The sequence below is a fragment of the Rhodococcus sp. AQ5-07 genome, assembly GCF_009707305.1.
Taxonomy (GTDB): Bacteria; Actinomycetota; Actinomycetes; order Mycobacteriales; family Mycobacteriaceae; genus Rhodococcus_F; species Rhodococcus_F erythropolis.
In genome coordinates, this window is sequence record NZ_CP046099.1 from 2,817,458 (window position 1) to 2,839,556 (window position 22,099).

Annotated in this window: 18 protein-coding genes; 9 read left to right on the forward strand and 9 right to left on the reverse strand. The window is 63.7% G+C overall.

From position 1 onward, the window contains the following. Positions 1-771, reverse strand: coding sequence for a hypothetical protein (locus tag GJB56_RS12880; RefSeq protein WP_019749294.1), 771 nt, complete (start codon positions 769-771; stop codon positions 1-3). 136 nt (positions 772-907) lie between these two features. Then, positions 908-2,137 carry a hypothetical protein gene (locus GJB56_RS12885; protein WP_113683122.1) on the reverse strand — a complete coding sequence of 410 codons (1,230 nt, stop codon included), beginning with the start codon at positions 2,135-2,137 and terminating at the stop codon, positions 908-910. A gap of 104 nt (positions 2,138-2,241) precedes the next feature. On the opposite strand from GJB56_RS12885, the gene GJB56_RS12890 reads away from it, so the two are divergent. After that, positions 2,242-3,588 (forward strand): DUF5691 domain-containing protein, encoded by a 1,347-nt coding sequence (locus GJB56_RS12890; RefSeq protein ID WP_113683123.1) that lies wholly within the window; start codon positions 2,242-2,244, stop codon positions 3,586-3,588. 57 nt (positions 3,589-3,645) lie between these two features. On the opposite strand, the gene GJB56_RS12895 is transcribed toward GJB56_RS12890, so the two are convergent. The 5 genes from GJB56_RS12895 to GJB56_RS12915 form a co-directional block, all read right to left on the reverse strand. Next, entirely contained in the window at positions 3,646-4,776 is a 1,131-nt protein-coding gene (locus tag GJB56_RS12895; RefSeq protein WP_113683124.1) for an acyl-CoA dehydrogenase family protein, read from the reverse strand. An 8-nt stretch (positions 4,777-4,784) separates the two neighbouring features. After that, positions 4,785-5,960, reverse strand: a complete 1,176-nt coding sequence (locus GJB56_RS12900; protein WP_113683125.1) for an acyl-CoA dehydrogenase family protein — start codon at positions 5,958-5,960, stop codon at positions 4,785-4,787. Positions 5,961-6,067: 107 nt separating this feature from the next. Beyond that, positions 6,068-6,514 carry a hypothetical protein gene (locus GJB56_RS12905; RefSeq protein ID WP_020970172.1) on the reverse strand — a complete coding sequence of 149 codons (447 nt, stop codon included), beginning with the start codon at positions 6,512-6,514 and terminating at the stop codon, positions 6,068-6,070. A gap of 67 nt (positions 6,515-6,581) precedes the next feature. Then, a complete protein-coding gene (locus tag GJB56_RS12910; protein ID WP_019749299.1) occupies positions 6,582-9,116 on the reverse strand; it encodes an ABC transporter permease in 2,535 nt (844 codons plus the stop codon). A 4-nt stretch (positions 9,117-9,120) separates the two neighbouring features. Then, positions 9,121-9,894: an ABC transporter ATP-binding protein gene (locus GJB56_RS12915; protein ID WP_092763254.1), complete on the reverse strand. Its 774-nt coding sequence runs from the start codon at positions 9,892-9,894 to the stop codon at positions 9,121-9,123. 260 nt (positions 9,895-10,154) lie between these two features. On the opposite strand from GJB56_RS12915, the gene GJB56_RS12920 reads away from it, so the two are divergent. From GJB56_RS12920 to GJB56_RS12935, 4 genes are all read left to right on the forward strand, one after another. Next, on the forward strand, positions 10,155-11,717 hold the full coding sequence (locus GJB56_RS12920; protein WP_020908422.1) for a long-chain-fatty-acid--CoA ligase: 1,563 nt from the start codon (positions 10,155-10,157) through the stop codon (positions 11,715-11,717). A 22-nt stretch (positions 11,718-11,739) separates the two neighbouring features. After that, positions 11,740-12,150, forward strand: coding sequence for a YchJ family protein (locus GJB56_RS12925; RefSeq protein WP_113683126.1), 411 nt, complete (start codon positions 11,740-11,742; stop codon positions 12,148-12,150). 56 nt (positions 12,151-12,206) lie between these two features. Continuing rightward, on the forward strand, positions 12,207-12,797 hold the full coding sequence (locus GJB56_RS12930) for an AMIN-like domain-containing (lipo)protein (RefSeq protein ID WP_019749302.1): 591 nt from the start codon (positions 12,207-12,209) through the stop codon (positions 12,795-12,797). A gap of 92 nt (positions 12,798-12,889) precedes the next feature. Beyond that, positions 12,890-14,788 carry an ABC transporter ATP-binding protein gene (locus GJB56_RS12935; RefSeq protein ID WP_113683127.1) on the forward strand — a complete coding sequence of 633 codons (1,899 nt, stop codon included), beginning with the start codon at positions 12,890-12,892 and terminating at the stop codon, positions 14,786-14,788. A 101-nt stretch (positions 14,789-14,889) separates the two neighbouring features. On the opposite strand, the gene GJB56_RS12940 is transcribed toward GJB56_RS12935, so the two are convergent. Next, the gene (locus GJB56_RS12940; RefSeq protein ID WP_003945121.1) at positions 14,890-16,665 is read right to left on the reverse strand and encodes a DEAD/DEAH box helicase; all 1,776 of its coding nucleotides are present in this window, start codon (positions 16,663-16,665) and stop codon (positions 14,890-14,892) included. 102 nt (positions 16,666-16,767) lie between these two features. On the opposite strand from GJB56_RS12940, the gene GJB56_RS12945 reads away from it, so the two are divergent. The 4 genes from GJB56_RS12945 to GJB56_RS12960 all read left to right on the forward strand — a co-directional run bounded on the left by GJB56_RS12945 (position 16,768) and on the right by GJB56_RS12960 (position 21,029). Continuing rightward, on the forward strand, positions 16,768-17,595 hold the full coding sequence (locus GJB56_RS12945) for a carbon-nitrogen hydrolase family protein (RefSeq protein ID WP_113683128.1): 828 nt from the start codon (positions 16,768-16,770) through the stop codon (positions 17,593-17,595). Positions 17,596-17,650: 55 nt separating this feature from the next. Beyond that, on the forward strand, positions 17,651-18,277 hold the full coding sequence (locus GJB56_RS12950; RefSeq protein WP_029255786.1) for a phosphoribosyltransferase: 627 nt from the start codon (positions 17,651-17,653) through the stop codon (positions 18,275-18,277). A gap of 126 nt (positions 18,278-18,403) precedes the next feature. Then, entirely contained in the window at positions 18,404-19,102 is a 699-nt protein-coding gene (locus GJB56_RS12955) for a hypothetical protein (RefSeq protein ID WP_019749306.1), read from the forward strand. Between the two features lie 139 nt (positions 19,103-19,241). Beyond that, a complete protein-coding gene (locus GJB56_RS12960) occupies positions 19,242-21,029 on the forward strand; it encodes an AMP-dependent synthetase/ligase (RefSeq protein WP_019749307.1) in 1,788 nt (595 codons plus the stop codon). A 56-nt stretch (positions 21,030-21,085) separates the two neighbouring features. On the opposite strand, the gene GJB56_RS12965 is transcribed toward GJB56_RS12960, so the two are convergent. Then, the gene (locus tag GJB56_RS12965) at positions 21,086-22,072 is read right to left on the reverse strand and encodes an NAD-dependent epimerase/dehydratase family protein (protein WP_230091186.1); all 987 of its coding nucleotides are present in this window, start codon (positions 22,070-22,072) and stop codon (positions 21,086-21,088) included. Positions 22,073-22,099 lie beyond the last annotated feature (27 nt).

Consider the following 22,099-nt stretch of genomic DNA (forward strand, 5'->3'; position numbering starts at 1 on the left):
TCAGGCAGTTTTGAGATGAGCGCCGAGGGCCGTGTTGTTGATCGTCCAGAACGACCAGCCGTCATGGCTCTCGGTGTCGCCTGAAATGTGACCGGTCACGGCATTGGCGGCCGCGGTCGGATCAGGGAATCGGCGGCCTTCCATCGGTCCGCGCATGATCTCGACGACCTCGGTGCTTTCGTCGAAGCGTCCGACCCAGCGGTATCCATGGCAATCAGCCGTCATCTCGAGGCGATTGTCGACAACTTCGATCTCCTCGACACCGCTGGCGCGACGCTTCTTCGCGGCGACCGGCGACGTCTTGCGCTTGGTCGCAACCGGGGCCTCCACGTAAATGCTCGGATCCTTGACCGCGGCCAGGCCCAGCGCATCCCAACGATCGTGACCGTGTACGACGCGTCCGCGCGGAATCGCGTGATGTCCGGTGCGATTGCGTCCGGGGCTGTCCATGATCCACAGGTCGACCTCGGCACGGATGTCGTCCGCGACCTCGTTGGAGGGCAGCATGAAGAACTCGTGCGGGTCTGCAGCCAGGTCGACGAATACCCAGAACTCGGAGCGCGTGTCGTCGCTCTCGAGCGACTCGTCCTGACGCCTGGCCTGCCAGTCACCGTCGAGCTTTGAACGCACTCGGACGATTCGGCTGATGCCGTCTGCGCCCGTCACCTCGACGGGATTACGACGTGAGTGCGTGAGGCGGACAGCCTTGCCCCCACGCTGCGTAGCTTCGGAAATGAACGCATTGATGCCGCGGCTTGCGGTGTCTTCCATGATCGACCTGTCTCGAGCGGGTACGCCCGCATCACCGGATCGGCATCGGGGTCGAGCAAAGAGCGAATTCTCGGCCTGTTCTTCGATCGTGCGGCCGGTCAGTACCTTCGACCTTACAGCTCCGGCGACAGCCTGACTACGGCGCCCGACGCTCGTTCCCGGAGGTCAGCAGTGCAATGTCCCCGTAAAGAGCCGCCCGGTGAGCGAACATCAGTTCTTCCACACCGTCGAATTGATCCCCGACGTAGTGCGTGTTGGCAGCCGAAAGTTCACGTGAACCAGAGCGCGCGAGGAGGTCGTCGATCCGGCTGTCGAGGCTCGCTGCATGCGCAACCGCACGCTGCGAACTCAACTGATCCTCGGCCCGTGCGACCAGGTCACCGATCCGCGCGAGCGCCGCGACGCGCTCGACCAGCTGGTCCCAGACCGTGCCGAGCGCTTCCCTTCGCGAAGCGATTCCGGCTCGCGTTCCCTCGTCGCGTGCCAGCGCAGCCGCGTCGTCCAGCTCTGCGAGTATCGAACGCAGCGCTACGGTATCGACCGCGATCTGCGTGATCTCGTCTGCCAAGTCCAGTTGATTACGTTGAATGACGAAGTGATCGGAATGCCACGCGCTGGAACTCTCGATCCGGTCGAAAAGATTCCCGGCTAGGTAAAGCAGTGCGTCGTACTCACCGGCGCGTCCTTCGGGTTCGGAATCGACCAGTCCGTCGAGGACTTCCGCGATACGTCTTCCGGCATCGGCGATGACACCGGTTCCCTGGACCTTCCCGAACTGGGCGGCGAGTTTGTCGAGTGCTGCGTTTCCACTGCTGGCCACGACACCGAGACCCACCGGCAGCTTGGCCGGAACCGGCGTGCGGGTGAGCCCGGCAAAGAGAGCCTCGCGCTGCTCGACGTCGAGATGGAGACCGTCGCGGCGATCCTTGCGGATGGCACGGACGCTGCTCGCGAAATGACGATTGGAATGCACGATCGCCGATCGCATCGACTGAACGCGCTTGTCCAGCGTCTGCACCCGCCGTTCGAGGACAACCTGAACGGGACCGATGCGTGTCGCGAGCAGTCGACGCCTGGTGCGGGCCAGCTCCTCGGTGAGATACCTCAACTCCGAAAAGCCGCCGATCTCGGGGAACGAACGTCCGACACTGCGCCGGTTCGCCAGGATCGACCGCGTCGACTCGTCCGCATAGCCGCCGGCGATCAGCAATGCGACATCATCGGACAACTCCGGCCGGTTCGACTCGACGGTCCCCGCCGCACACCACTCCCTGACTCGGGTGGAGATGAGCGTTCGCCGTTCGGTCACCGACGCCACGACAAAGACGTCGCCATTTCCGTCTGCCATCTCACGGCCATCCGTCATCTCACGCCTCCTGCTGGGTGCCGGTTACCACTGTTCCAGAATCTGCCGACACGCGCCCGACCCCTGCTCCCGAAGCCGACGCACCTCTGCCATACCGTAGGCGGGTGACCTCCCTGCGATCAGACGCGCAAGCAGGTCACTCGCGCGCACCGCGGACTCCTCCAGCGGTTCAACCACTACTTCCCGATCTCGCGATCGAACAACTCCAGTCGTTGTTGCAGGTACGTTCCTGGACTCTCGCGGAATGGTTCGCGATGGCCGACCAACGCGGATTCCTCGCGCCCGCGGCCAGTGTTCCGCTCTTCATGGAAGCCGCGCTGAAGTATCCCGAGCACCGCGAGGCGCTCCTTCGCCTCGCCGGTCGACGCGGGCAGTACCTGGCGGAGCAGAATCCCGATTGGGCCCAATTGCGGCGGATCGGGTCACGCCGGGACGAACTGTGGCTATCGCCCGATCCGAACGACCGTACGGCCTGGTTCGATTACATACGTACGGTCGACCCGGAACTGGCGAGCGAGGAGCTCGAGATCGCCTGGGACGACGAGCCCACCGCAAACCGCCTGCACTTCCTCGATCACCTCGAGGTCGGACTGGGTGAACACGATCACACCCTCCTCGAGCGTGCACTCGACGATCCAGCCGTGCGGGTTCGTGACCGTGCAATTCAACTACTACGGCAACTCCCCCGATCTCCTTTTGCCTCTCGCATGGCTACTCGAGCTAAGTCGTGGGTCCGGCTCGAGACGAAGCCGTTGCGACCGCGCCTTGCCGTCCGATTGCCGGGCTCGCTCGACGACCTCGCATTTCGTGACGGCATCGAAGACGTCCACTACAAGAACAAAGGCATCCGGCGCTGGTGGTTACGGCAAGTCGTGACCGCCACTCCACTGACGCTGTGGGAATCGATGGCCGGTTCGCCACGCGAGGCCCTCACCATCCCCATCGAGAAGCAATGGCGCACCGTGATGATCGAATCATGGACTGCTGCAACAGTTCTTCAGAAGAACACAGCGTGGGCGTCGGCATTTCTGGAGCGGGACGGGCGCACGACCGACCGGAGAATCGTCGCCATCGCGGACCCACGCGAGCGCGTCGAATACATCGTCGCCGGCCACGCGGACGAATACCTTTTGGGCGTCGACGGCAGCGCACTACTCGACGGCATCGACCGTCCATGGCCCCTGGCCGTCGCCAAAAAGTTGTTGAACGCCTTGGAGAACGAAGCGATGGAGCATGCTGCGACGGGTGAGGACTTGGGCATTCACTCGCGACACAGTCACTTTTCCACTCTGCGAAGCGTGCAGGCGCGCTTCCCTTTCGAGGCGATACCACTGCTCCGCAGCGCCGCGTCCAGAACGAGCGACCCCGGCTGGCAACAAGCGTTCACCGACAGTGCGGTCAACATCGAGCAGCGTCGACTCCGCTTGGACGTCTTACGCTCTCACCGCTGAACGACGAAGGGTCGCACTCCGCGAACGGAATGCGACCCTTCGGTTGATCGTGAAAGATCAGACGACGCTGACCATCTCGTGATCAGCCACGCCGGCGGCCAACACCCGGAGATGGTCTTCGGTGCTGCCGAGGGTGTGCTCGATGGCGACGAGGCGACTCACGTAATGACCCACCGGGTATTCGGCGGTCATACCGATACCACCGTGCATCTGGATCGCTTCCTGGCCGATGAGCCGAGCCGAGCGCCCGATCTGCAACTTCACCCGCGAAGCGATCACCGGATCCACGACGCCGTCGGCAAGGGACATCGTTGCGTACAGACTCATGCTGCGCGCCAACTCGAGCGAGACGTACAGATCGGCGGCACGATGCGTCAATGTCTGGAACTTTGCGAGCGGAACACCGAATTGCTTACGCGTCTTGAGGTATTCGGTGGTCAGACGCAGCGCCTCTTCCATTGCTCCGACAGCCTCGGCGCACAGCGCGGCCTGCTCACGGATCTGTGCGGCCTGGATCAGAGCAGAAGCGTCTCCGCCCTCACCGAGCGCTTCGGCGGGAGTATCGGTGAACTCGATCTGCGCCCCGCGCAAACCGTCGTGAGTGGCGTAGGACTTGCGTACCAAGCCCGAGGCATCACTCTTGACGAGGAACAGTCCGACGCCGCCATCCGGGAGCGCAGCGCTCACGACGAGGATGTCCGCCGTCGCGCCGTGCCCGACCGGATTCTTGATGCCGGTGACGGTCCAGCCGCCGTCGACCTGGGCCGCCGCGGTGGCCCGTTCGGTTGCCGGCCAACGGATTCCGGGTTCCTGATCGGCGAACGCGAGGAACGTGGTGCCCTCGGACACTCCGGGAAGAATCGACGAGCGCTGCTCTGCACTGCCGCCTTCGGCTATGAGCCCGCCCGGCGTCACGACCGCGTCGAGTAACGGTTCGGGTGCCAAGCGTCGACCGATCTCGGTCATGACCGCACCGATCTCCACCGGGCCCGCGTCCATGCCGCCGTCGTCCTCGGAGAACGTCAGGCCGAGCAAGCCGACCTCGGCCAACTGCTTCCAGACCTGCGGACTCCACCCTGGATCGGAGTCGATGATCGCGTTGCGCTTTTCGGCGTCGTAGCTACGCGAGAGGAGGTCCTTGGTGGTGTCGCGGAGAAGCTTCTGTTCGTCGTTCAGTTCGAAGTCCATGCCACGCCTCACAATCCGAGGATCGAGGAGGCGATGATGCTGCGCTGCACTTCGCTCGATCCGCTGTAGATGGATACCTTGCGGTAGTTCAGGTACGTCGGGGCAGTGTGCTGCGCCCAGCTCGCGGAGGCGATGTCGCTGCCCGCGTCGTACGGCAGTGAATCAGGGCCGGCCACGTCCATCAGCAATTCGACGCTCGCCTGCTGCAATTCGGAGCCACGAAGCTTGAGCAGAGACGACGCCGGGTTCGGCTGGCCGTCAGCGGAACTGGCGACCACCCGGAGCTGAGTGAGCTCGAGGGCAAGCAATTCGTTTTCGAGTTCGGCGAGGCGAGCAGCGAAGAGCGGATCTTCGAGCAGGGTCCCGCTACCGACCTTGACCTCGGCAGCGCGGGCCTTGGCCTGGGCCAGACGAACCTTCGAGAAACCGACGCGGGTGACACCGGTGCGCTCGTTGCCGAGCAGGAACTTGGCGTAGCCCCAGCCCTGGTTCTCTTCACCGACCAGGTTCTCTCCCGGAACGCGGACGTCCTCGAAGAACACTTCGTTGACCTCGTAGCCGCCGTCGATCAGCTTGATCGGGCGGACCGTGACTCCAGGCGTCTTCAGGTCGACCAGAATGAACGAGATACCTGCCTGGCGCTTGGGCGCATCGGGATTGGTACGCACGAGGCAGAAGATCCAGTCGGCGTACTGTCCCAGCGTCGTCCAGGTCTTCTGACCGTTGATGACCCAGTCGTCGCCGTCGCGGACCGCGCGGGTCTTGAGCGAAGCGAGGTCGGAGCCGGCCTCGGGTTCGGAGAATCCCTGGCACCACCAGATGTCGAGGTTCGCGGTCGCGGGAAGGAACTTCTCCTTCTGCTCCTGCGAGCCGAAGGCTGCGATGACCGGACCGACCATGTTGGCGTTGAACGCCAACGGTTCGGGGACCGACGCAAGCTGAAGTTCGTCGAGCCAGATGTTGTGCTGGACCGGGGTCCAGTCCTTGCCGCCCCACTCGACCGGCCAGTGCGGTACCGCCAGACCGTGAGCATTGAGGATCTGCTGCGCCTCGACCATACGGTCGCGCCCCAACTCCTCGCCGTGGGCGTACGCCTCCCTGATGTCCGCGGGGATTTGCGTACGGAAGAACGTCCGCATCTCGTCGCGGAACGCTAGTTCCTCGTCGGTCAATGCCAGGTTCATCGGGATTCCTTCGCACTCGAAACCGGATTCATGTTCGGTTCGACCGTACCCCGACGACCATGGAGGCGGAACAGGTACCGCGAAAGACGGCACTCAGGGCCGACCTTCTACACGGTTTTGAGGACCAACAGGTAACCCCCGCCCGCGGCGTCGATGCTCGTTTCCACGTTCAGCGACGGAGCCAAACGTGACAACCGATCGATCAGCCAGTCCGACGCTTCCTGGGCGTCGTCTTTGCCGGGGCAGCGAGCGACGGCGACGCGGCCACCCTTGCGCTCGAGTTGCTCCACGACCCCGATGATCGGAGCTGGATCCACGACGAACAGCCGATCCGGCCACTCCACAACAGGTTTGACCGCACCCTTCTTGGTGTTGCACGCGCGGTGCGCCAAGCGTTCGACGCCACCTTTGGTCTTGCCACCCTTTTTCGCGGTGTTGATGCTGTCGATACTCGGGCCGCGCGGATCGTTGACGGACATGTCGGGATCGACCGGTTCGTCACACAGCCAGCAGCGCCAGGATTCACGTTCGCCGACTTCTTGAAGGGTGCTCATGTGGCAACGGTACCGTGCGCACTTTCGGCTGCTTCCGCTACCAAAAGTGCGCACGGGGCCGAAGGCCCTACATGTCTGCAATCGCCTCCAGCGGCTTCGTCTTGGCCGCTCGGTTGGCCGGCCACAGCGCCGCCAAGACACCGACCACACCCGAGCCGATCAGCATTCCGACCACCTGACCCCACGGGATCGTGATCTTGTCGAGGCCCTGATCCGCGAGAGTGCTCACGAAGGCCCAACCGAACGCGATGCCGAGAACAACTCCGACCGCCGCGCCGTACACCGCGATGAGCACCGACTCGAGGTAGATCGTGCGTCGCATCTGTCCGCGCTGCATGCCGACAGCTCGCAGCATTCCGATTTCTCGTCGCCGCTCGACCACCGACAGTGCCAAGGTGTTGATGATGCCCAGGATTGCGATCACGACCGCGAGTGCAAGCAGTCCGTAGAGGATCGCCAACAAGGTGTTGATCTGCTGGCCCTGAGTTCCCTTGAACTCCTCACGATCCTGCACCTGGACGACGACGTACTTCTCCGTGGCCGTTTCCAGCTCGGATCGCAGCGTGGTCAGATCCGCACCCGGCTTCGCCTTCACCAGCACCACGAAGTCCGGGAGACTCTCGGCCGGCATCAGTTTCCGGTACGCCTCGTCCGAGACGATCCACGAGCCGATCAGCTGGTTGTCCTCGAACACTCCCGCGACAACGGTCTGGTACTCGACGCCGCCAGGACCGGTCAACGTCTGGGTCGAGCCGACAGTCCAGCCCTTGTCATCCGCAGTCGACTTCGAGACGAGCATGTTGTTGCCGGTCAGATCGACCGTGCCCTCGAGGATCTTGTACTCGAGCACGCCTTCGATCGGTCCGTCGAACGAAGCACCCTGCTCGTCCTCACCGTCGACCTTCGCGCGCACCCCGTGCAAGGACGTCGCGCTCTGTACGTCGGGTACCTGCCGGACCGCGTCGGCCGCACCTCGCGGCACACCGATCGCGTTGGGACCGGTCAGGATGTAGTCGGCCGAGACACCCACGTCCACAAGAGCATTGATGCTCGCCTTGGCCGAGGAACCGAACACTCCGATGACCGTCACCAGCATGAGACCGAGAGTCAGCGCGAATGCCGTTGCGGCCGTGCGGCGAGGATTACGCACCGCATTGGTACGAGCCAATCGCCCGATGGCGCCGAACGGCTTGGCGAACACGGCACCGAGCGCGCCGACGATCGGCCGCGACAGCGCCGGAGCCCCGAGAAGAACCGCGATGATCAACGAGAACGCACCGAGACCGACGATCAGCGCCGCGCCGCCGCCGGTACCGCGAGAGCCGAACACGAGCAGTGCCACACCGATCACGCCGAGAATCGCACCGATCAACGTCCGCACTCGCAGTGAGTCACCGGTAGAGGCGAACTCCTCACGCATGGCCGCTACCGGCGGGATCTTCGACGCACGACGAGCCGGGGCGTAAGCGCTGAGCGTCGTGACGACGACGCCGACCACCAACGCGACGATGATCGTGCGGGCACCCACCTGGAGCGGGCCTTCCGGCAGACCGACGTCGAATGTGTTGAGCAGACTGCGCAATCCGTAGGCGAGACCGATACCGCCGAGCAGACCGATGATGCTGCCGATGAGTCCGACCACGAGCGCCTCGGTGACCACCGAACGGCCGACCTGCGCTCGGCTCGCACCGATCGCACGCAGCAGCGCCAGCTCACGAAGACGCTGCGCCACGATCATCGAGAAGGTGTTGTAGATGATGAACGTTCCGACGAGCAGAGCAATCGCGCCGAACGCCAACAGGAAGTAGTTGATGAAGCTCAGCGCCGAGTCGACCTCGGCCTTGGTCTCCTCACGAACCTGGTCGCCGGTCTGCACCTTGAGATCGGGGAAAACCTGCTCGACGCGTTGCTGTAGTTCCGTCTGCGACACCCCGTCGCCCGCGACGTCGATGTACTCGACGTGTTGGCCGTCGGTGAAGAGTCCACGGGCCTGCTCGTCGGTGAAGAGCGCGCCGATGAACCCGCCGGTGTCACTACCCGCCCCCTCATAGATGCCGGACAACGTCACGTCCACGATTCCGCGGGCCGGTGCCAGAACCTTGGCGGAGTCCCCCACCTTCAGTCCGGCTCGCTCGGCGGCGCTGGTGTTCAGCGCGACCTGACCGGTCTGCGTCGGAGGCGCGCCCTCGACGAAGGTGTCGGGTTCGGCAATCGCCTGGCCCGGCGGTAGGTAGGACTGCCCGATACTCGGCGCGCCGCCGGTCTGAACAGCGCCGCCGTCTGCGTTGATCAGGACGATCTGTCCACTGACGGCCGGGGCTACCGCTCGGACGCCGTCGACCGCCGCAAGTTTGTCGACATCCTCCACCGGAACACCACTGGTGTTGCGTTCTTCCATCGATACCCGGACGTCGACGCCCTGGGCGGTGTTCTCGAAGATCGAATCGAAAGTCTTCTGGAGGGTGTCGGTGAAAACGAACGACCCCGCGACAAAAGCCGTGCCAAGCACCACGGAGAGAACCGTCAGCGCAAGTCGCACCTTGTGTGCCGCCAAGTTGCGCAGGGAAACCTTGCGCATCGGCGAGTTGCTTACCGAAGCCATGTGCTCAAGCCCCGGCTTCCACGTTCACGACCGCCTGCGGAGCGTCCAGACGCTTCATCCGGTCGAGGACCGAATCCGCCGTAGGCTCGCGCAATTCGTCGACGATCTTGCCGTCCGCGAGGAACACCACCCGGTCGGCATACGCCGCTGCCCGCGGATCGTGCGTCACGATCACCACGGTCTGGTTGAACTCGTCGACGGCCGCCCGCAGGATCGAGAGCACCTCCCCGGAGGACTTCGAATCGAGGTTTCCGGTCGGCTCGTCGCCGAAGATGATCTCCGGCTGACCCGCCAGGGCACGCGCACACGCCACACGCTGCTGCTGACCACCCGAGAGCTCTCCCGGCCGGTGATCGAGGCGATCCCCGAGACCCAGCTTGGTCAGGACGCTGTTCAGCCAGGTCTGGTCCGCTTTGCGTCCCGCGATGTCGAGCGGCAACGTGATGTTCTCGAGCGCCGTCAGCGTCGGCACCAGGTTGAACGCCTGGAAAACGAAACCGATGCGATCGCGTCGTAATTGGGTCATCTGTTTGTCGGAAAGCGTCGTGAGTTCCGTGTCGCCGATGAGAACGGAACCCGAACTTGCGGAATCCAGACCGGCGAGGCAATGCATCAGCGTCGACTTACCGGAACCGGACGGCCCCATGATCGCCGTGAACTCACCGCGGGCGAAATCTGCGGACACCGAACTGAGTGCGTGCACCTGGGTATCTCCGGTGCCGTAGGTCTTGGACAGGCCGACTGCGCGGGCCGCGACATCCTGGGCGTGCGAACTCATGATCGCCTTTCCTGTTCACTTCGGTACTACTTGTGGGCGTGACGGGCGCCCGTGAAAACACGGACGCCCGCAATGGTTGGTTCCATCCTGTCGGGTGTCGGGCGCGCTCGCCATCGGGGACCACCCTGATATCTGCAGCCGAGCCGGTCAGGGTCGCGGGAATGTGCTCTTTCTGCTTGTGCGCATTGACGCGAAACAGCGATACGAAGACCGGGCGCACATTAATCTTGTGACACCAATCACACGAGAGAGGCGGCCGAATGTCCGACGCCACCGCTGGAATCATTTTCGATCGGCTAGAGCACTGGGCGACGGTCAAGCCTGATCAAGCAGCGATGACCTTCCAAGGGACCGAATACACGTGGGCCCAGTGGCGAGACCGCATCTTGCGTATCGCCGCCGCCCTCGCTGAATCCGGCATCGGCGCCGGCGACACTGTCGCGTTCGTCGACAAGAATCATCTGTCCTGCCTCGAAGTCACCTACGCCGCCTCACTGCTCGGCGCCGCGAATGTCATTCCCAACTGGCGACTTTCGGGCGAAGAGCTGGATTACGTCCTCGCGGACTGTGGCGCTCGCATTCTGTTTGTCGGCAGCGAACTACTCCCCCAGATCGTCGCCATGCGCGACCGCTTGACGGCCGTCGAATCGATCTTCGCCGTCGGCGGGGAACACGACGAGTTCGAACCGTGGATCGACGAGGTCACACCGCTGCACTCCCGCCCCGAGGTGAGCCCCGATGCCACCGCTCTGGTTCTCTACAGTTCCGGGACGACCGGTCGGCCCAAAGGCGTACAGCTCACGCATCGAAACCTGTTCGCGCACAGCAACAATGTGCTCGAAATCCTGCCGGCCCACGAGGATCACCGATTCTTGATCGCGATGCCGATGTTTCACGTCGGCGGAACGTGCTACGCCATCATGGCAATTCACACCGGTGGGCGCTGTTACTTCACGAGAGAAGCCGACGGACCGTCGATCTTCGCCGGTCTCGCCGCCGGAGCCAACATCGCCTTTCTCGTCCCACCGGTCATTGCCGGAGTCCTGGCCGCAGGCGAGCAGGCCGTCGCCGCCTTCAAGGCATTCAAACGCATTACCTACGGCGCCGCCCCCATGCCCCTTCCGTTGTTGCGAGCAGCACTCGCGGCTTGGCCGGACACCGAATTCGTCCAGGTCTACGGCATGACCGAAATGGCAGGTGTCATTACCGCGTTGATGCCGGACGTTCACCGCGACGAGTCGCAGGTCGAGCGCATGGCATCAGCAGGCACGGCGATCCCCGGCGTCGAGATGCGTGTGGTGGACCCCGTCACGCTCGAGGACGTGCCCACCGGAACGACCGGCGAACTGTGGTGGCGATCCGAACAGTGCACCCCCGGATACCTGGGCAAGCCCGAGGCGACGGCCGAAACGATTACCGCAGATGGGTGGCTGCGTAGCGGCGACATGGGCCGCGCCGACTCCGACGGCTTCGTCTTCATCGAGGACCGCCTCAAGGACATGATCATCACCGGCGGCGAGAACGTCTACTCCCCCGAGATCGAACGAGTACTGGTGGAGCATCCGGCAATCGCCGAGGTCGCGGTCATCGGCGTTCCCGACGACCGTTGGGGTGAAACCGTCAAGGCAGTCGTGGTTCTCACTGCCGAAGCGCAGATCGACGAAGCCGAACTGATCACCTACACACAGGAACGCCTCGCAAAGTTCAAGTGCCCGACCAGTATCGACGTCGTCGAGATCCTTCCCCGCAATCCCACCGGAAAGATCCTCAAGCGCGACCTCCGCAAACCGTACTGGGACAACCGCGAACACAAACTGGTCTGAGTTCGCGTGCTGTAATGGGGCGGTGACTTCGCGCCGCCCCACCACACCCAATCCGACCGATCCGTGCCCGTGCGGCAGCGGCAACGCGTTGGCCGAATGCTGCGGAAAGTACATCAGCGGCGAAGCGCACGCACCGACTGCCGAAACCCTGATGCGTTCGCGTTACACGGCCTTCGCTGTGATGGACGACGAATATCTCACGCAGACTTGGCATCCCGACCATCGCCCCACCGAACTCGATCTCGACCCCGACCAGACATGGCTCCGGTTGGAGATCCTGGACACCGAACGGGGCGGGCTGTTCGATTCCGACGGCGTCGTGGAATTTCGCGCTCACTACGCATTCGGGCGCGAGCGGGGAATGCTCCACGAACGCAGTCGATTTGCGCGAACAGAAGGCAAGTGGCTCTACGTCGACGGCGATATCGGTTAGGTAACTCCGGGCACCGCCGCCGCGGATCCCGATAACGCGAGCCCTACGATCGAGTCATGACAACGAACCGGACGAGATCATTTGCCGCTGTCGCTGCCATCGCAGTGGGCGTGAGCCTGACTGCCTGTTCGCAGGACGCGGAGACCACTCCCACGGCAGCCACCTCGGCCGTCACCTCGACCTCGAGTGCAGCAGCGTCGACCACAGAACCAGTCCCGACGGACAGCTCCGACAAGACGTCGGCTGCGGGCACCGAATCCAAGCTCACCGTCGTCGACATCCGAGTGGGCGAGCACGACGGATTCGATCGCGTCGTCTACGAAATGGGCGGAACCGGCACACCCGGATGGCGCGTCAAGTACGTCGACGCGGCGACACAGGAAGGCAGCGGTAAGCCCGTGGACATCAAGGGTGCCGCAGTGATCCAGGTCCTGATCGACGGTTCCGCCTATCCCTTCGACAGCGGAGTCGAGCAGTACTCCGGCCCCAACCCGGTCCCCGGCGTCGGCGGAGTCGTGACCGAGGTCAACGGGTCCAACGTCTTCGAGGGAGTCACCCAGTCGTTCATCGGCGTGACCGAGAAGCAGCCGTTCACGGTCACGACGCTCAGCGACCCTCCGCGAGTGGTGGTCGACGTGGCCCGCTGAGGCCGCACTTGACCTGAAGTTTGGTTGAGGTTCTACCTTCGTGTCGTACCGGCCACGTAATCTTCGTGGCCGGCGACCGGAGGGGCGAAGTCATGAGTATGGAAGTCACCGCGTGGAACGCGATGTACAACGCGATGCACGCGCAAGAAGATCGGCGCCCGTTCTCGAAGGCGACACTGAAGCGGATCGCGACGTTCGCAGTTCCACAGAAACGCAACCTCAGCTGGTACCTCGTACTCAGTGTCGTCACTGCTGCGCTTGCCGTGGCAACACCCGTCCTGGCCGGGCGTGTGGTCAACGCGATAGTCGGCGGCGACGCCGTCGACGTGGTCGTCAAACTTGCCGCCCTGATCGCACTGGTAGCACTTCTCGAAGCCGCTCTGGGCCTGTTGACCCGGTGGCTCTCGGCCAGCATCGGCGAAGACCTGATCCTGCATCTGCGCACCACCGTCTTCGATCACGTCCAGAAGATGCCCATCGCGTTCTTCACCAGAACTCGAACCGGAGCACTGGTCAGCCGTCTCAACAACGACGTCATCGGCGCTCAGCGCGCCTTCAGCGACACCTTGTCCGGAGTGGTCAGCAACCTGGTCACCCTGGTGATCACGCTGATCGTCATGCTCGGGATCTCCTGGCAGATCACCGTCCTCGCGCTGCTACTTCTCCCGATCTTCGTCATCCCCGCACGGCGCATGGGCGCAAAACTTGCAGCACTCAATCGTGAAGCAGCCAACCATAATTCGCTCATGAGCACCCAGATGACGGAGCGGTTCTCCGCTCCCGGCGCGACTCTGGTCAAGCTGTTCGGCCGCCCGTCGCAAGAGTCGGCGGAGTTCGCGGTTCGCGCCAGGCGTGTGCGCAACATCGGAGTCCGGACCGCAATGCTGCAGTCCGTCTTCGTCACAGCGCTGACGCTGGTCTCGGCCCTTGCTCTTGCCCTCGTCTACGGACTCGGCGGCTTCTACGCGCTGCGCGGACAGTTGGACGCAGGCGCCGTCGTGGCGATGGCATTGTTGTTGACGCGGCTGTACTCGCCGTTGACCGCACTGGCCAGCGCCCGGGTCGATGTCATGAGCGCCCTGGTCAGCTTCGAGCGGGTATTCGAGATTCTCGATCTGGCGCCGCTCATCACCGAGAAGCCCGATGCACGCACGGTGCCGCAGGGCCCGGTGTCCGTCGAGTTCAAGAACGTCACTTTTGCTTACCCGTCTGCCGACAAGGTGTCACTAGCTTCTCTGGAGGAAGTCGCGATCCTCGACACCCGCGGCGGCGAGGACGTGTTGCACAACCTGTCTTTCCGCACGGAAGCAGGGCAGATGGTCGCCCTGGTCGGCACGTCCGGCGCCGGAAAGTCGACCGTGGCGCAGATGATTCCGCGCCTCTACGACATCGACTCCGGTTCGGTCGAGTTGGGCGGCGTCGACGTCCGCGACCTCAGTGCCGATTCCATCCGCGAGACCGTCGGCATGGTCACGCAGGACGGGCACCTGTTCCACGAGAGCCTTCGATCCAACCTGCTCCTTGCGCGACCGGATGCCACCGAAGAAGATCTGCGCGAGGTTCTGGAGCGAGCACGGCTCACCGACCTGGTTGCGTCGCTGCCCGACGGACTGGAGACCGTGGTGGGTGAACGCGGTTACCGCCTCTCGGGCGGCGAGCGTCAACGCCTGACCATCGCACGACTGCTCCTGGCCCAGCCTCGCGTCGTCATCCTGGACGAGGCCACCGCGCATCTCGACTCGACGTCGGAAGCCGCGGTTCAGGAAGCACTCGGCGAAGCACTCGCCGGGCGGACTGCGGTGGTGATCGCTCACCGGTTGTCGACGATCCGTTCCGCCGACCTGATCCTTGTCGTCGAAGCAGGCCAGATCGTCGAGCGCGGCAACCATGAGGAACTGCTCGCGCGCGGTGGCCGCTACGCCGAGTTGTACCGCACGCAGTTCGACACCAACGCCCGGAAGAACGGCGCCCTCGCACCGACGCCGATCTGATACCGCGCGGCGCCTTGCCCTCCACACAGAAAACAGGCGCTGTCCTCCTCGCGGAGGGCAGCGCCTGTTTCAGTCTTTATGTCAGTCGTTGAAGCTGTAGGTCAGTCGTTGTAGCGATCGCGTCCGCCACCGCGGCGGTCGTCACGTCCACCGCGATCGTCCCGGCCACCACGGTCGCCACGGCCACTCGGACGTCCCTGCGGCGGGCCGAAATCAGGCTGCAACTGGATCAGGACGCCGGAGATGCGTGTGCGACGCAAAGCTTCGAGAGTCTCGTTGGAGAGGTCGGCCGGCAGCTCGACGATGCTGTGATCCGGGCGAATGCTGATGTGCCCGAAGTCGCTTCGACGAAGTCCACCCTCGTTGGCGATGGCACCGACGATGGCACCCGGAACGACGCGGTGACGCTTGCCGACTGCAATGCGGTATGCGGCCAACTCCTGGCCCTCGGGTCCACGCGAGCGAGGAGCCGGGCCGTCGTCGAAACGACGAGGGGGACGCGGTTCACGCGGCTCGCGCTCACGACGCGGCGGTGCCGGCGGCTCGGGAGAAAGCAAGAATGCTTCGCCGTCGCGCGACTGCAATGCCAGAGCGGCAGCAATGTCGATGAGCGGAACATCGTGTTCCTGGTCGTAGTCCTCGATCATCTTGCGGAACATCGCGAGATTCTCCGAGGCCAGGCTCTCGGTGATGGAGTCACCGAACTTGGCCACGCGCTGGGCGTTGACGTCGTCGACACTGGGAAGCTGCATCTCCGCAAGCGGCTGACGCGTCGCCTTCTCGATGGACTTGAGCAGATGACGCTCACGCGGAGCGACGAACAGCAACGCGTCACCCTGACGACCGGCGCGGCCGGTACGACCGATGCGGTGAACGTACGACTCCGTGTCATGCGGGATGTCGTAGTTGACGACGTGGGAGATTCGATCGACGTCGAGGCCTCGAGCGGCAACGTCGGTCGCGACAAGGATGTCGAGGGCGCCGTTCTTGAGCTGACCGATGGTCCGCTCACGCTGTGCCTGGACGATGTCGCCGTTGATCGCGGCGGCCGAGTGCCCGCGGGCCCGCAGCTTCTCCGCCAGGTCTTCGGTGGCCTGCTTGGTACGGACGAAGATGATCATCGCCTCGAATGCCTCGACCTCGAGGACTCGGGTCAGTGCATCGAGCTTGCGCTGATGAGCAACCTGAATGTAGCGCTGCGTGATGTTCGAGGCGGTCGACGTCTTGGACTTGACGGTGATCTCGACCGGATTGTTCAGGTACTGCTTCGAGATCCGGCGAATCGAGCCGGGCATCGTTGCGGAGAACAGGGCGACCTGCTTGTCGCCGGGGGTGTCGCGGAGGATGCGCTCGACGTCCTCCTGGAACCCCATCTTGAGCATCTCGTCGGCCTCGTCGAGAACGAGGTACTTGAGATTGGTCAGATCCAGGGTGCCCTTTTCGAGATGGTCGATGACACGACCCGGGGTACCGACGACGACGTGTGCGCCGCGGCGCAGGCCCGACAGCTGGACGCCGTAGCTCTGGCCACCGTAGATCGGCAGCACGTTGAGTCCGGGGATGTGCGCGGAGTACTTGCCGAATGCCTCGGCAACCTGAAGCGCCAGCTCACGCGTGGGAGCAAGCACCAGCGCCTGGGTCTGCTTGATCGACGTGTCGATCCGCGACAGGACTGGAACTGCGAAAGCTGCGGTCTTGCCGGTACCGGTCTGTGCGAGACCGACGACGTCCTTGCCTTCGAGCAGCGGCGGAATGGTGGCAGCCTGAATGGGCGAGGGCGACTCGTAGCCCACGTCTGACAGTGCCTTCAGTACCCGATCATCGATGTCGAGGTCGGCAAATGTTGGGGGTTCGGGGTCACGCTCAATATCACTCATTTGACCAGCAGTTTAGCGGATAGAGTATAGACACGACGACATACCGGGGGTGCATTTACGACAGATCCACCCTCCCAGCGGGTTTCGCCTAGCGTATGGAGCATGACCGAAGCCACCGTTGCCACCCCCGCCCAGACCGTTGTCGCGATTGCCCAATTCGCCCCGGGGACGGACAAGAAAGCCAACCTCGAATCACTGCGATCACTGGCTTCCGAGGCAGCAGCACGGGGCGCGAAAGTTGTCGTGGCGCCGGAATACTCGATGTTCACCGCACCGAAGACGGATGAACGACTGATCGAGTCCGCGGAGGACCTGGACGGCGAATTCGGTTCGGCACTGGCGGCGGTCGCCGCGGAGTTCGGAATCTTCCTCGTAGCGGGAATGAACGAGCGGATCGACGACGTGAGCAGAATCTCCAACACCCTCGTCGCGATGGACCCGAACGGCGAACTGGTGGCGACCTACCGGAAGCTGCATCTCTACGACGCATTCGGTTACCAGGAGTCGGCCGTGATCCGTGCCGGCGACATCACGGAACCGCAGACTTTCGGGTGCGACGGCCTGACCTTCGGCCTACAGACCTGCTACGACCTGCGCTTCCCGGAAGTCACCCGGCGCATCGTCGACGTCGGCGCGGACATCCTGCTCCTGCCCGCCCAGTGGGTGCCCGGGCCACTCAAGGAAGACCACTGGACCACTCTCGTACGCGCCCGGGCCATCGAGAACACGATGTACATCGCAGCGGCTGACCAGAGCGCGCGCGGCGGCGCGGGTGCCAGCATGATCGTCGACCCGATGGGCGTCGTGATGTGTTCACTGGGCGAGCAGGTCGGGGTTGCCGCCGCGACTGTTTCGGCCGCTCGCATCGCCGAAGTACGCGAGAAGAATCCCGCTCTCGCGCTGCGGAGGTTTACTGTCTCGTCGCGGTGACCTGCAGCGGGTAGCGTCGAACAGGTCGGGGTTCGAGCTTCTCGAGGACAACGCAGTGACCCAGTATCGGGATCGATCTTCCGCCGGCAAATTTCTGGCCGGGCGGCTCGAGTCTTTGCGTCTCGACAAGCCTGTCGTTCTCGGACTCCCACGCGGCGGAGTACCGGTCGCAGCCGAGGTGGCTGCGGCACTGAACGCTCCGCTGGACATCGTGGTGGTGCGCAAGCTCGGCAGTCCGTACAACCCGGAACTGGCGATGGGCGCCATCGGTGAGGGTGGCGTGCGGGTCCTCAATCACGACGTCATCGCAGCGGTTCGCGTCTCGAAAAGTGAACTCGCCGCCGTCGAACGCGACGAACGAACCGAATTGGAACGGCGAGCGCGGCTCCTGCGCGAGGGACGGACCCCGGTTTCCCTCCACGGACGCACAGCAGTGATCGTCGACGACGGAATGGCCACGGGTGCGAGTGCAGCCGTTGCCTGCCGCTGCGCGCGCACCGCGGGTGCTGCCTCCGTCATCGTCGCTGTCCCAGTTGCCTCCCCTGAAGCAATGAGAGTGATCGCGTGCTCAGCCGATCGGGTCGTCTGCCCCTTCGTTCCTGCCCTGCTGGGCGGCGTCGGTGCTGCATTCGAGGACTTTCATCAACTCAGCGACGACGAAGTGCTGACCTTCCTCGCCTGAGAGGACACCCCTCCAGCCTGAGCGCAGTCCAAGAGATCTCTGAGAATTTGTGATGTGTGCAACATTTCGCTCCTCGGTGCCGATAGCCCAAATGGAACAAAAAGAATTCGGCTTTCTGGAGGAACCGTGACCATCTCGACCGATACCGTCGACGCCGTCGCAGCTGCGTGCCGTGACCGCCTGGGCGACCCTTCCGCCTGGGTTGCGTCAGACGCTTATCGACAGAGCCTCGCCCTGTGCATCATCGAATCCGTTCAGTCCACGTCGGGTCACAGCGAAGTGACCGTCGTAGATCGCTACCTGGCCTACCGGAAAGCCCGCGAAGACAAACCCGTCACGGACGGCGCACGCGAACTACTCCGCACCTTCGAGGAAGCCGGGAGTTCGGACCAGTGGGCAGGCAAGATCGGCTCGTACAAGCGTCGCTACACGGCGACGGGTGTCCCGATCGAGGCACGTCACATCCAACAGGTCGCCGAGAAACTCCATCACTTGCGGATCAACAGCGTCGAGGACCTGCTCTCTGCTGCCGATTCCGACAACGCTCTCGATGCGGTTCACCTTGCCTGGGTGGACGCCTGCGGAGACGGTTCCGAAGTGACCTGGGCACACCTGTTGATGTTGGCCGGAATTCCACACACCGATCTGGGTACCGCTGCCGACACGTTCATCAGCGCAACACTCGGCACCACCGAGTTGCCAGGAGACACCTCGGAGATCCTTGCAGCTACTGCAGAGCAACTCGGAGTGGATCCGGACCGATTGGACTACGCAATTCGCCGGTGGTTGTCCGTGCACGGCCGCATGCTCCAACACGTCGCCTGAGTACCTGTAAACAGGCGGTCACACTAAACTGCAGGTCAGCGCCCGACCAGTTCTACCGAATAGTAACGACAGTGCAAAATGACGACTAATGTGATGCAATGCACATCAGAAATGTCAGTAGTCACTGGAGGGGTCAATAGTGCGCGAGTTCTCAGTTCCACAGTCGTTCTCAATTCCGGAGAACGTATCCATGGCCGACTCCGTGTTCCGTCACGCCGAAGAAGACCCCACATTCGTGCCGTTCAAGAGGCCGTCGAACGGTGGATGGGTCGACGTCACTGCAGCTGAATTCGCGAAGCAGGTCTCCGCAGTTGCCAAGGGCCTGATCGCTTCGGGCGTCGAGCTCGGCGACCGCGTCGCTATCCTGTCAGCAACTCGCTACGAGTGGGTCGTTCTCGACTACGCCATCTGGACTGCCGGCGGATGCACCGTCGCGATCTACGAGACCTCCTCCCCTGATCAGGCGCAGTGGATCCTCGAGGATTCCGCGACAACACTTCTGGTCGTCGAAACGGCCAAGCACGCGGAGACTCACAAGGAAGTCACCGACGGTGCAGAAGCCCTCCGCGAGGTTCTGGTCATCGAGTCAGGTGCTATCGACGAGCTGTCCAGTCGCGGTTCGGCAATCACCGACGAAGAACTGCACACTCGTCGTCACCAGGTCACCGCTGCCTCGCCCGCGACCCTGATCTACACCTCCGGAACCACCGGACGCCCCAAGGGCGTCCAGCTGACGCACTCCAACTTCTACGCCGAGTCCAACGCCTGCCGCCTGGCGATGCCGGAGTCGATGGTCCCCGGCAAGAAGACGCTGATGTTCCTGCCGCTCGCCCACGTATTCGCGCGAGCGATCTCCTTCGGCGCTTTCGACGCCAAGGTCACCGTCGCGCACACGTCGGATCTGACGACGCTCCTCGAGCAGTTCGCCGGTTTCAAGCCGAACTTCATCCTCTCGGTACCGCGCGTGTTCGAGAAGGTGTACAACTCGGCTCGCCAGAAGGCAGTCGACGGCGGTAAGGGCAGCATCTTCGACAAGGCTGCCGCCACTGCCATCGAATACAGCGAGTCCCTCGAAAAGGGTGGCCCCGGGCTGGCACTCAAGCTCAAGCATGCGGTATTCGACAAGCTCGTCTACTCGAAGTTGCGCGCAGCTCTGGGCGGCGAGTGCGAGCGTGCAGTCTCCGGTGGCGCAGCCCTCGGCGCGCGTCTCGGCCACTACTTCCGCGGCGTCGGCATCCCGATCTACGAGGGCTACGGACTCACCGAGACCAGCGCCGCAATCACCGTCAACACCTCGAGCGCGCAGCGCGTCGGCACCGTCGGCAAGCCGATCAACGGCCATGCAGCACGGATCGCCGAGGACGGCGAACTCCTCCTGCAGGGCCCGGTCGTCTTCGCCGGCTACTGGCACAACGACAAGGCGACGGCCGAATCGATCGTCGACGGCTGGTTCCACACCGGCGACCTCGGATCGATCGACAACGAGGGCTACGTCTCCATCACCGGGCGCAAGAAGGAAATCATCGTCACGGCCGGAGGCAAGAACGTTGCACCGGCAGGCCTCGAGGATTCCCTGCGTGCGCACGCTCTGATCAGCCAGTGCCTCGTCGTCGGCGACGGTCAGCCGTTCATCGGTGCACTGATCACCCTCGATCCGGAGACTCTGCCCGGTTGGGTCGAGCGCAACGGCCTGCCCGCCGGCACCGCTATCGCAGATCTGGTGAAGAACGCCGACCTGATCGCCGAGATCGACTCGGCCGTTGCCGACGCGAACAAGAAGGTCTCCAACCCCGAGCAGATCAAGAAGTACACGATCCTCGAGGTCGACTTCACCCAGGAGACCGGTGAATTGACGCCGACGCTCAAGCTCAAGCGCAACATCATTCACGAAGCTCACAAGACCAAGATCAGCGATCTGTACGCCTGATCGATCGTCTTTCACGAGTCTGGCCCGGTTCGAATGCGAACCGGGCCAGACTCGTTTCACTCTCCGGCGGAGAGTAGTTCCTTTTCGATCTCGGATGGAAGGCCGTGCACCGCACGATCCTCCCGCTGGGTCGGCAGAGTTTCCCGTTGCATCCATTCCCAGGTATCGCGCACGGTGTCTTCGACGGGACGGCACCGCAACCCTGCCCGCGCCGCCTTGGCAGTGTCGGCTTCGAGGAAACCCGCGAACTCGCCCTCTTGCGGGACCCAACACGGCAGTTGTGTCCACGGTTGCGCTCCCTCTGCTGCAAGTCGGTCCTCGTCGATCCACACCAACTCCGCACCCGAACCGGTGGCGTCCACGCACGCCTCGAGGAGCCCGGAGGTAGTGGTGTGCCCGGACGCACTGATGACGTCGTACGTCCCGCTGATTTCGGCCGCCAGTCCGGACAGGACAAACAACGCGATGTCGCGGGCATCGACGTACTGCAACGGTCTGGTCGGCGCTCCGGGAGCAACGACGCGTCCGCCCTCAGCGATGCGCTGCAACCACCACGGCAACCGCCCGATGTCCTCGTGCGGGCCGAGGATCAACCCTGCCCTCGCGAGCAGCGCGTCCGGGAAGGATTCCAGGACAGCGAGTTCGGCCCCGCGTTTGGCGGACGCGTAATCGCTGTAGTCATCGGACGTCGCAGATGCGGCAACCACCGGCGAGCCCTCGTCCACGTGCAAGCCCCATTGGTAGACGGATCCACTGGAGATGTATGCGTACCGGTCGACGTGACCGTGCAAGACGCGTGCATTCTCACCGACCACTCGGGGGCTACCCGACCAGGTGTCGACGACAAAATCCCATCGACGATCACCGAGCGCCTCAACCATCGCCCGCTGATCGGTGCGATCCGCGAACAGAACCTCCGCGGCAGGTGGTGGCGCTCCGGTGAGCCCCCGATGGAGCACTGTCACTTCCCAGCCCCGTGCCAGGGCGTCGTCGACGAGGGCACGGCCGAGGAACCGTGTTCCTCCGAGCATCAGCAGCTTCATGACGGCCATCGTCACTCGAAAAGCGTC

Bases quoted from the DNA above. Each gene is read 5' to 3' on its own strand.
- GJB56_RS12915 (WP_092763254.1), bottom strand. From the start codon at position 9,894: ATGAGTTCGCACGCCCAGGATGTCGCGGCCCGCGCAGTCGGCCTGTCC.
- GJB56_RS12930 (WP_019749302.1), top strand. From the start codon at position 12,207: ATGACAACGAACCGGACGAGATCATTTGCCGCTGTCGCTGCCATCGCA.
- GJB56_RS12935 (WP_113683127.1), top strand. From the start codon at position 12,890: ATGAGTATGGAAGTCACCGCGTGGAACGCGATGTACAACGCGATGCAC.
- GJB56_RS12910 (WP_019749299.1), bottom strand. From the start codon at position 9,116: ATGGCTTCGGTAAGCAACTCGCCGATGCGCAAGGTTTCCCTGCGCAAC.
- GJB56_RS12965 (WP_230091186.1), bottom strand. From the start codon at position 22,072: ATGAAGCTGCTGATGCTCGGAGGAACACGGTTCCTCGGCCGTGCCCTC.
- GJB56_RS12880 (WP_019749294.1), bottom strand. From the start codon at position 771: ATGGAAGACACCGCAAGCCGCGGCATCAATGCGTTCATTTCCGAAGCT.
- GJB56_RS12885 (WP_113683122.1), bottom strand. From the start codon at position 2,137: ATGACGGATGGCCGTGAGATGGCAGACGGAAATGGCGACGTCTTTGTC.
- GJB56_RS12895 (WP_113683124.1), bottom strand. From the start codon at position 4,776: ATGGACTTCGAACTGAACGACGAACAGAAGCTTCTCCGCGACACCACC.
- GJB56_RS12900 (WP_113683125.1), bottom strand. From the start codon at position 5,960: ATGAACCTGGCATTGACCGACGAGGAACTAGCGTTCCGCGACGAGATG.
- GJB56_RS12945 (WP_113683128.1), top strand. From the start codon at position 16,768: ATGACCGAAGCCACCGTTGCCACCCCCGCCCAGACCGTTGTCGCGATT.
- GJB56_RS12940 (WP_003945121.1), bottom strand. From the start codon at position 16,665: ATGAGTGATATTGAGCGTGACCCCGAACCCCCAACATTTGCCGACCTC.
- GJB56_RS12920 (WP_020908422.1), top strand. From the start codon at position 10,155: ATGTCCGACGCCACCGCTGGAATCATTTTCGATCGGCTAGAGCACTGG.
- GJB56_RS12905 (WP_020970172.1), bottom strand. From the start codon at position 6,514: ATGAGCACCCTTCAAGAAGTCGGCGAACGTGAATCCTGGCGCTGCTGG.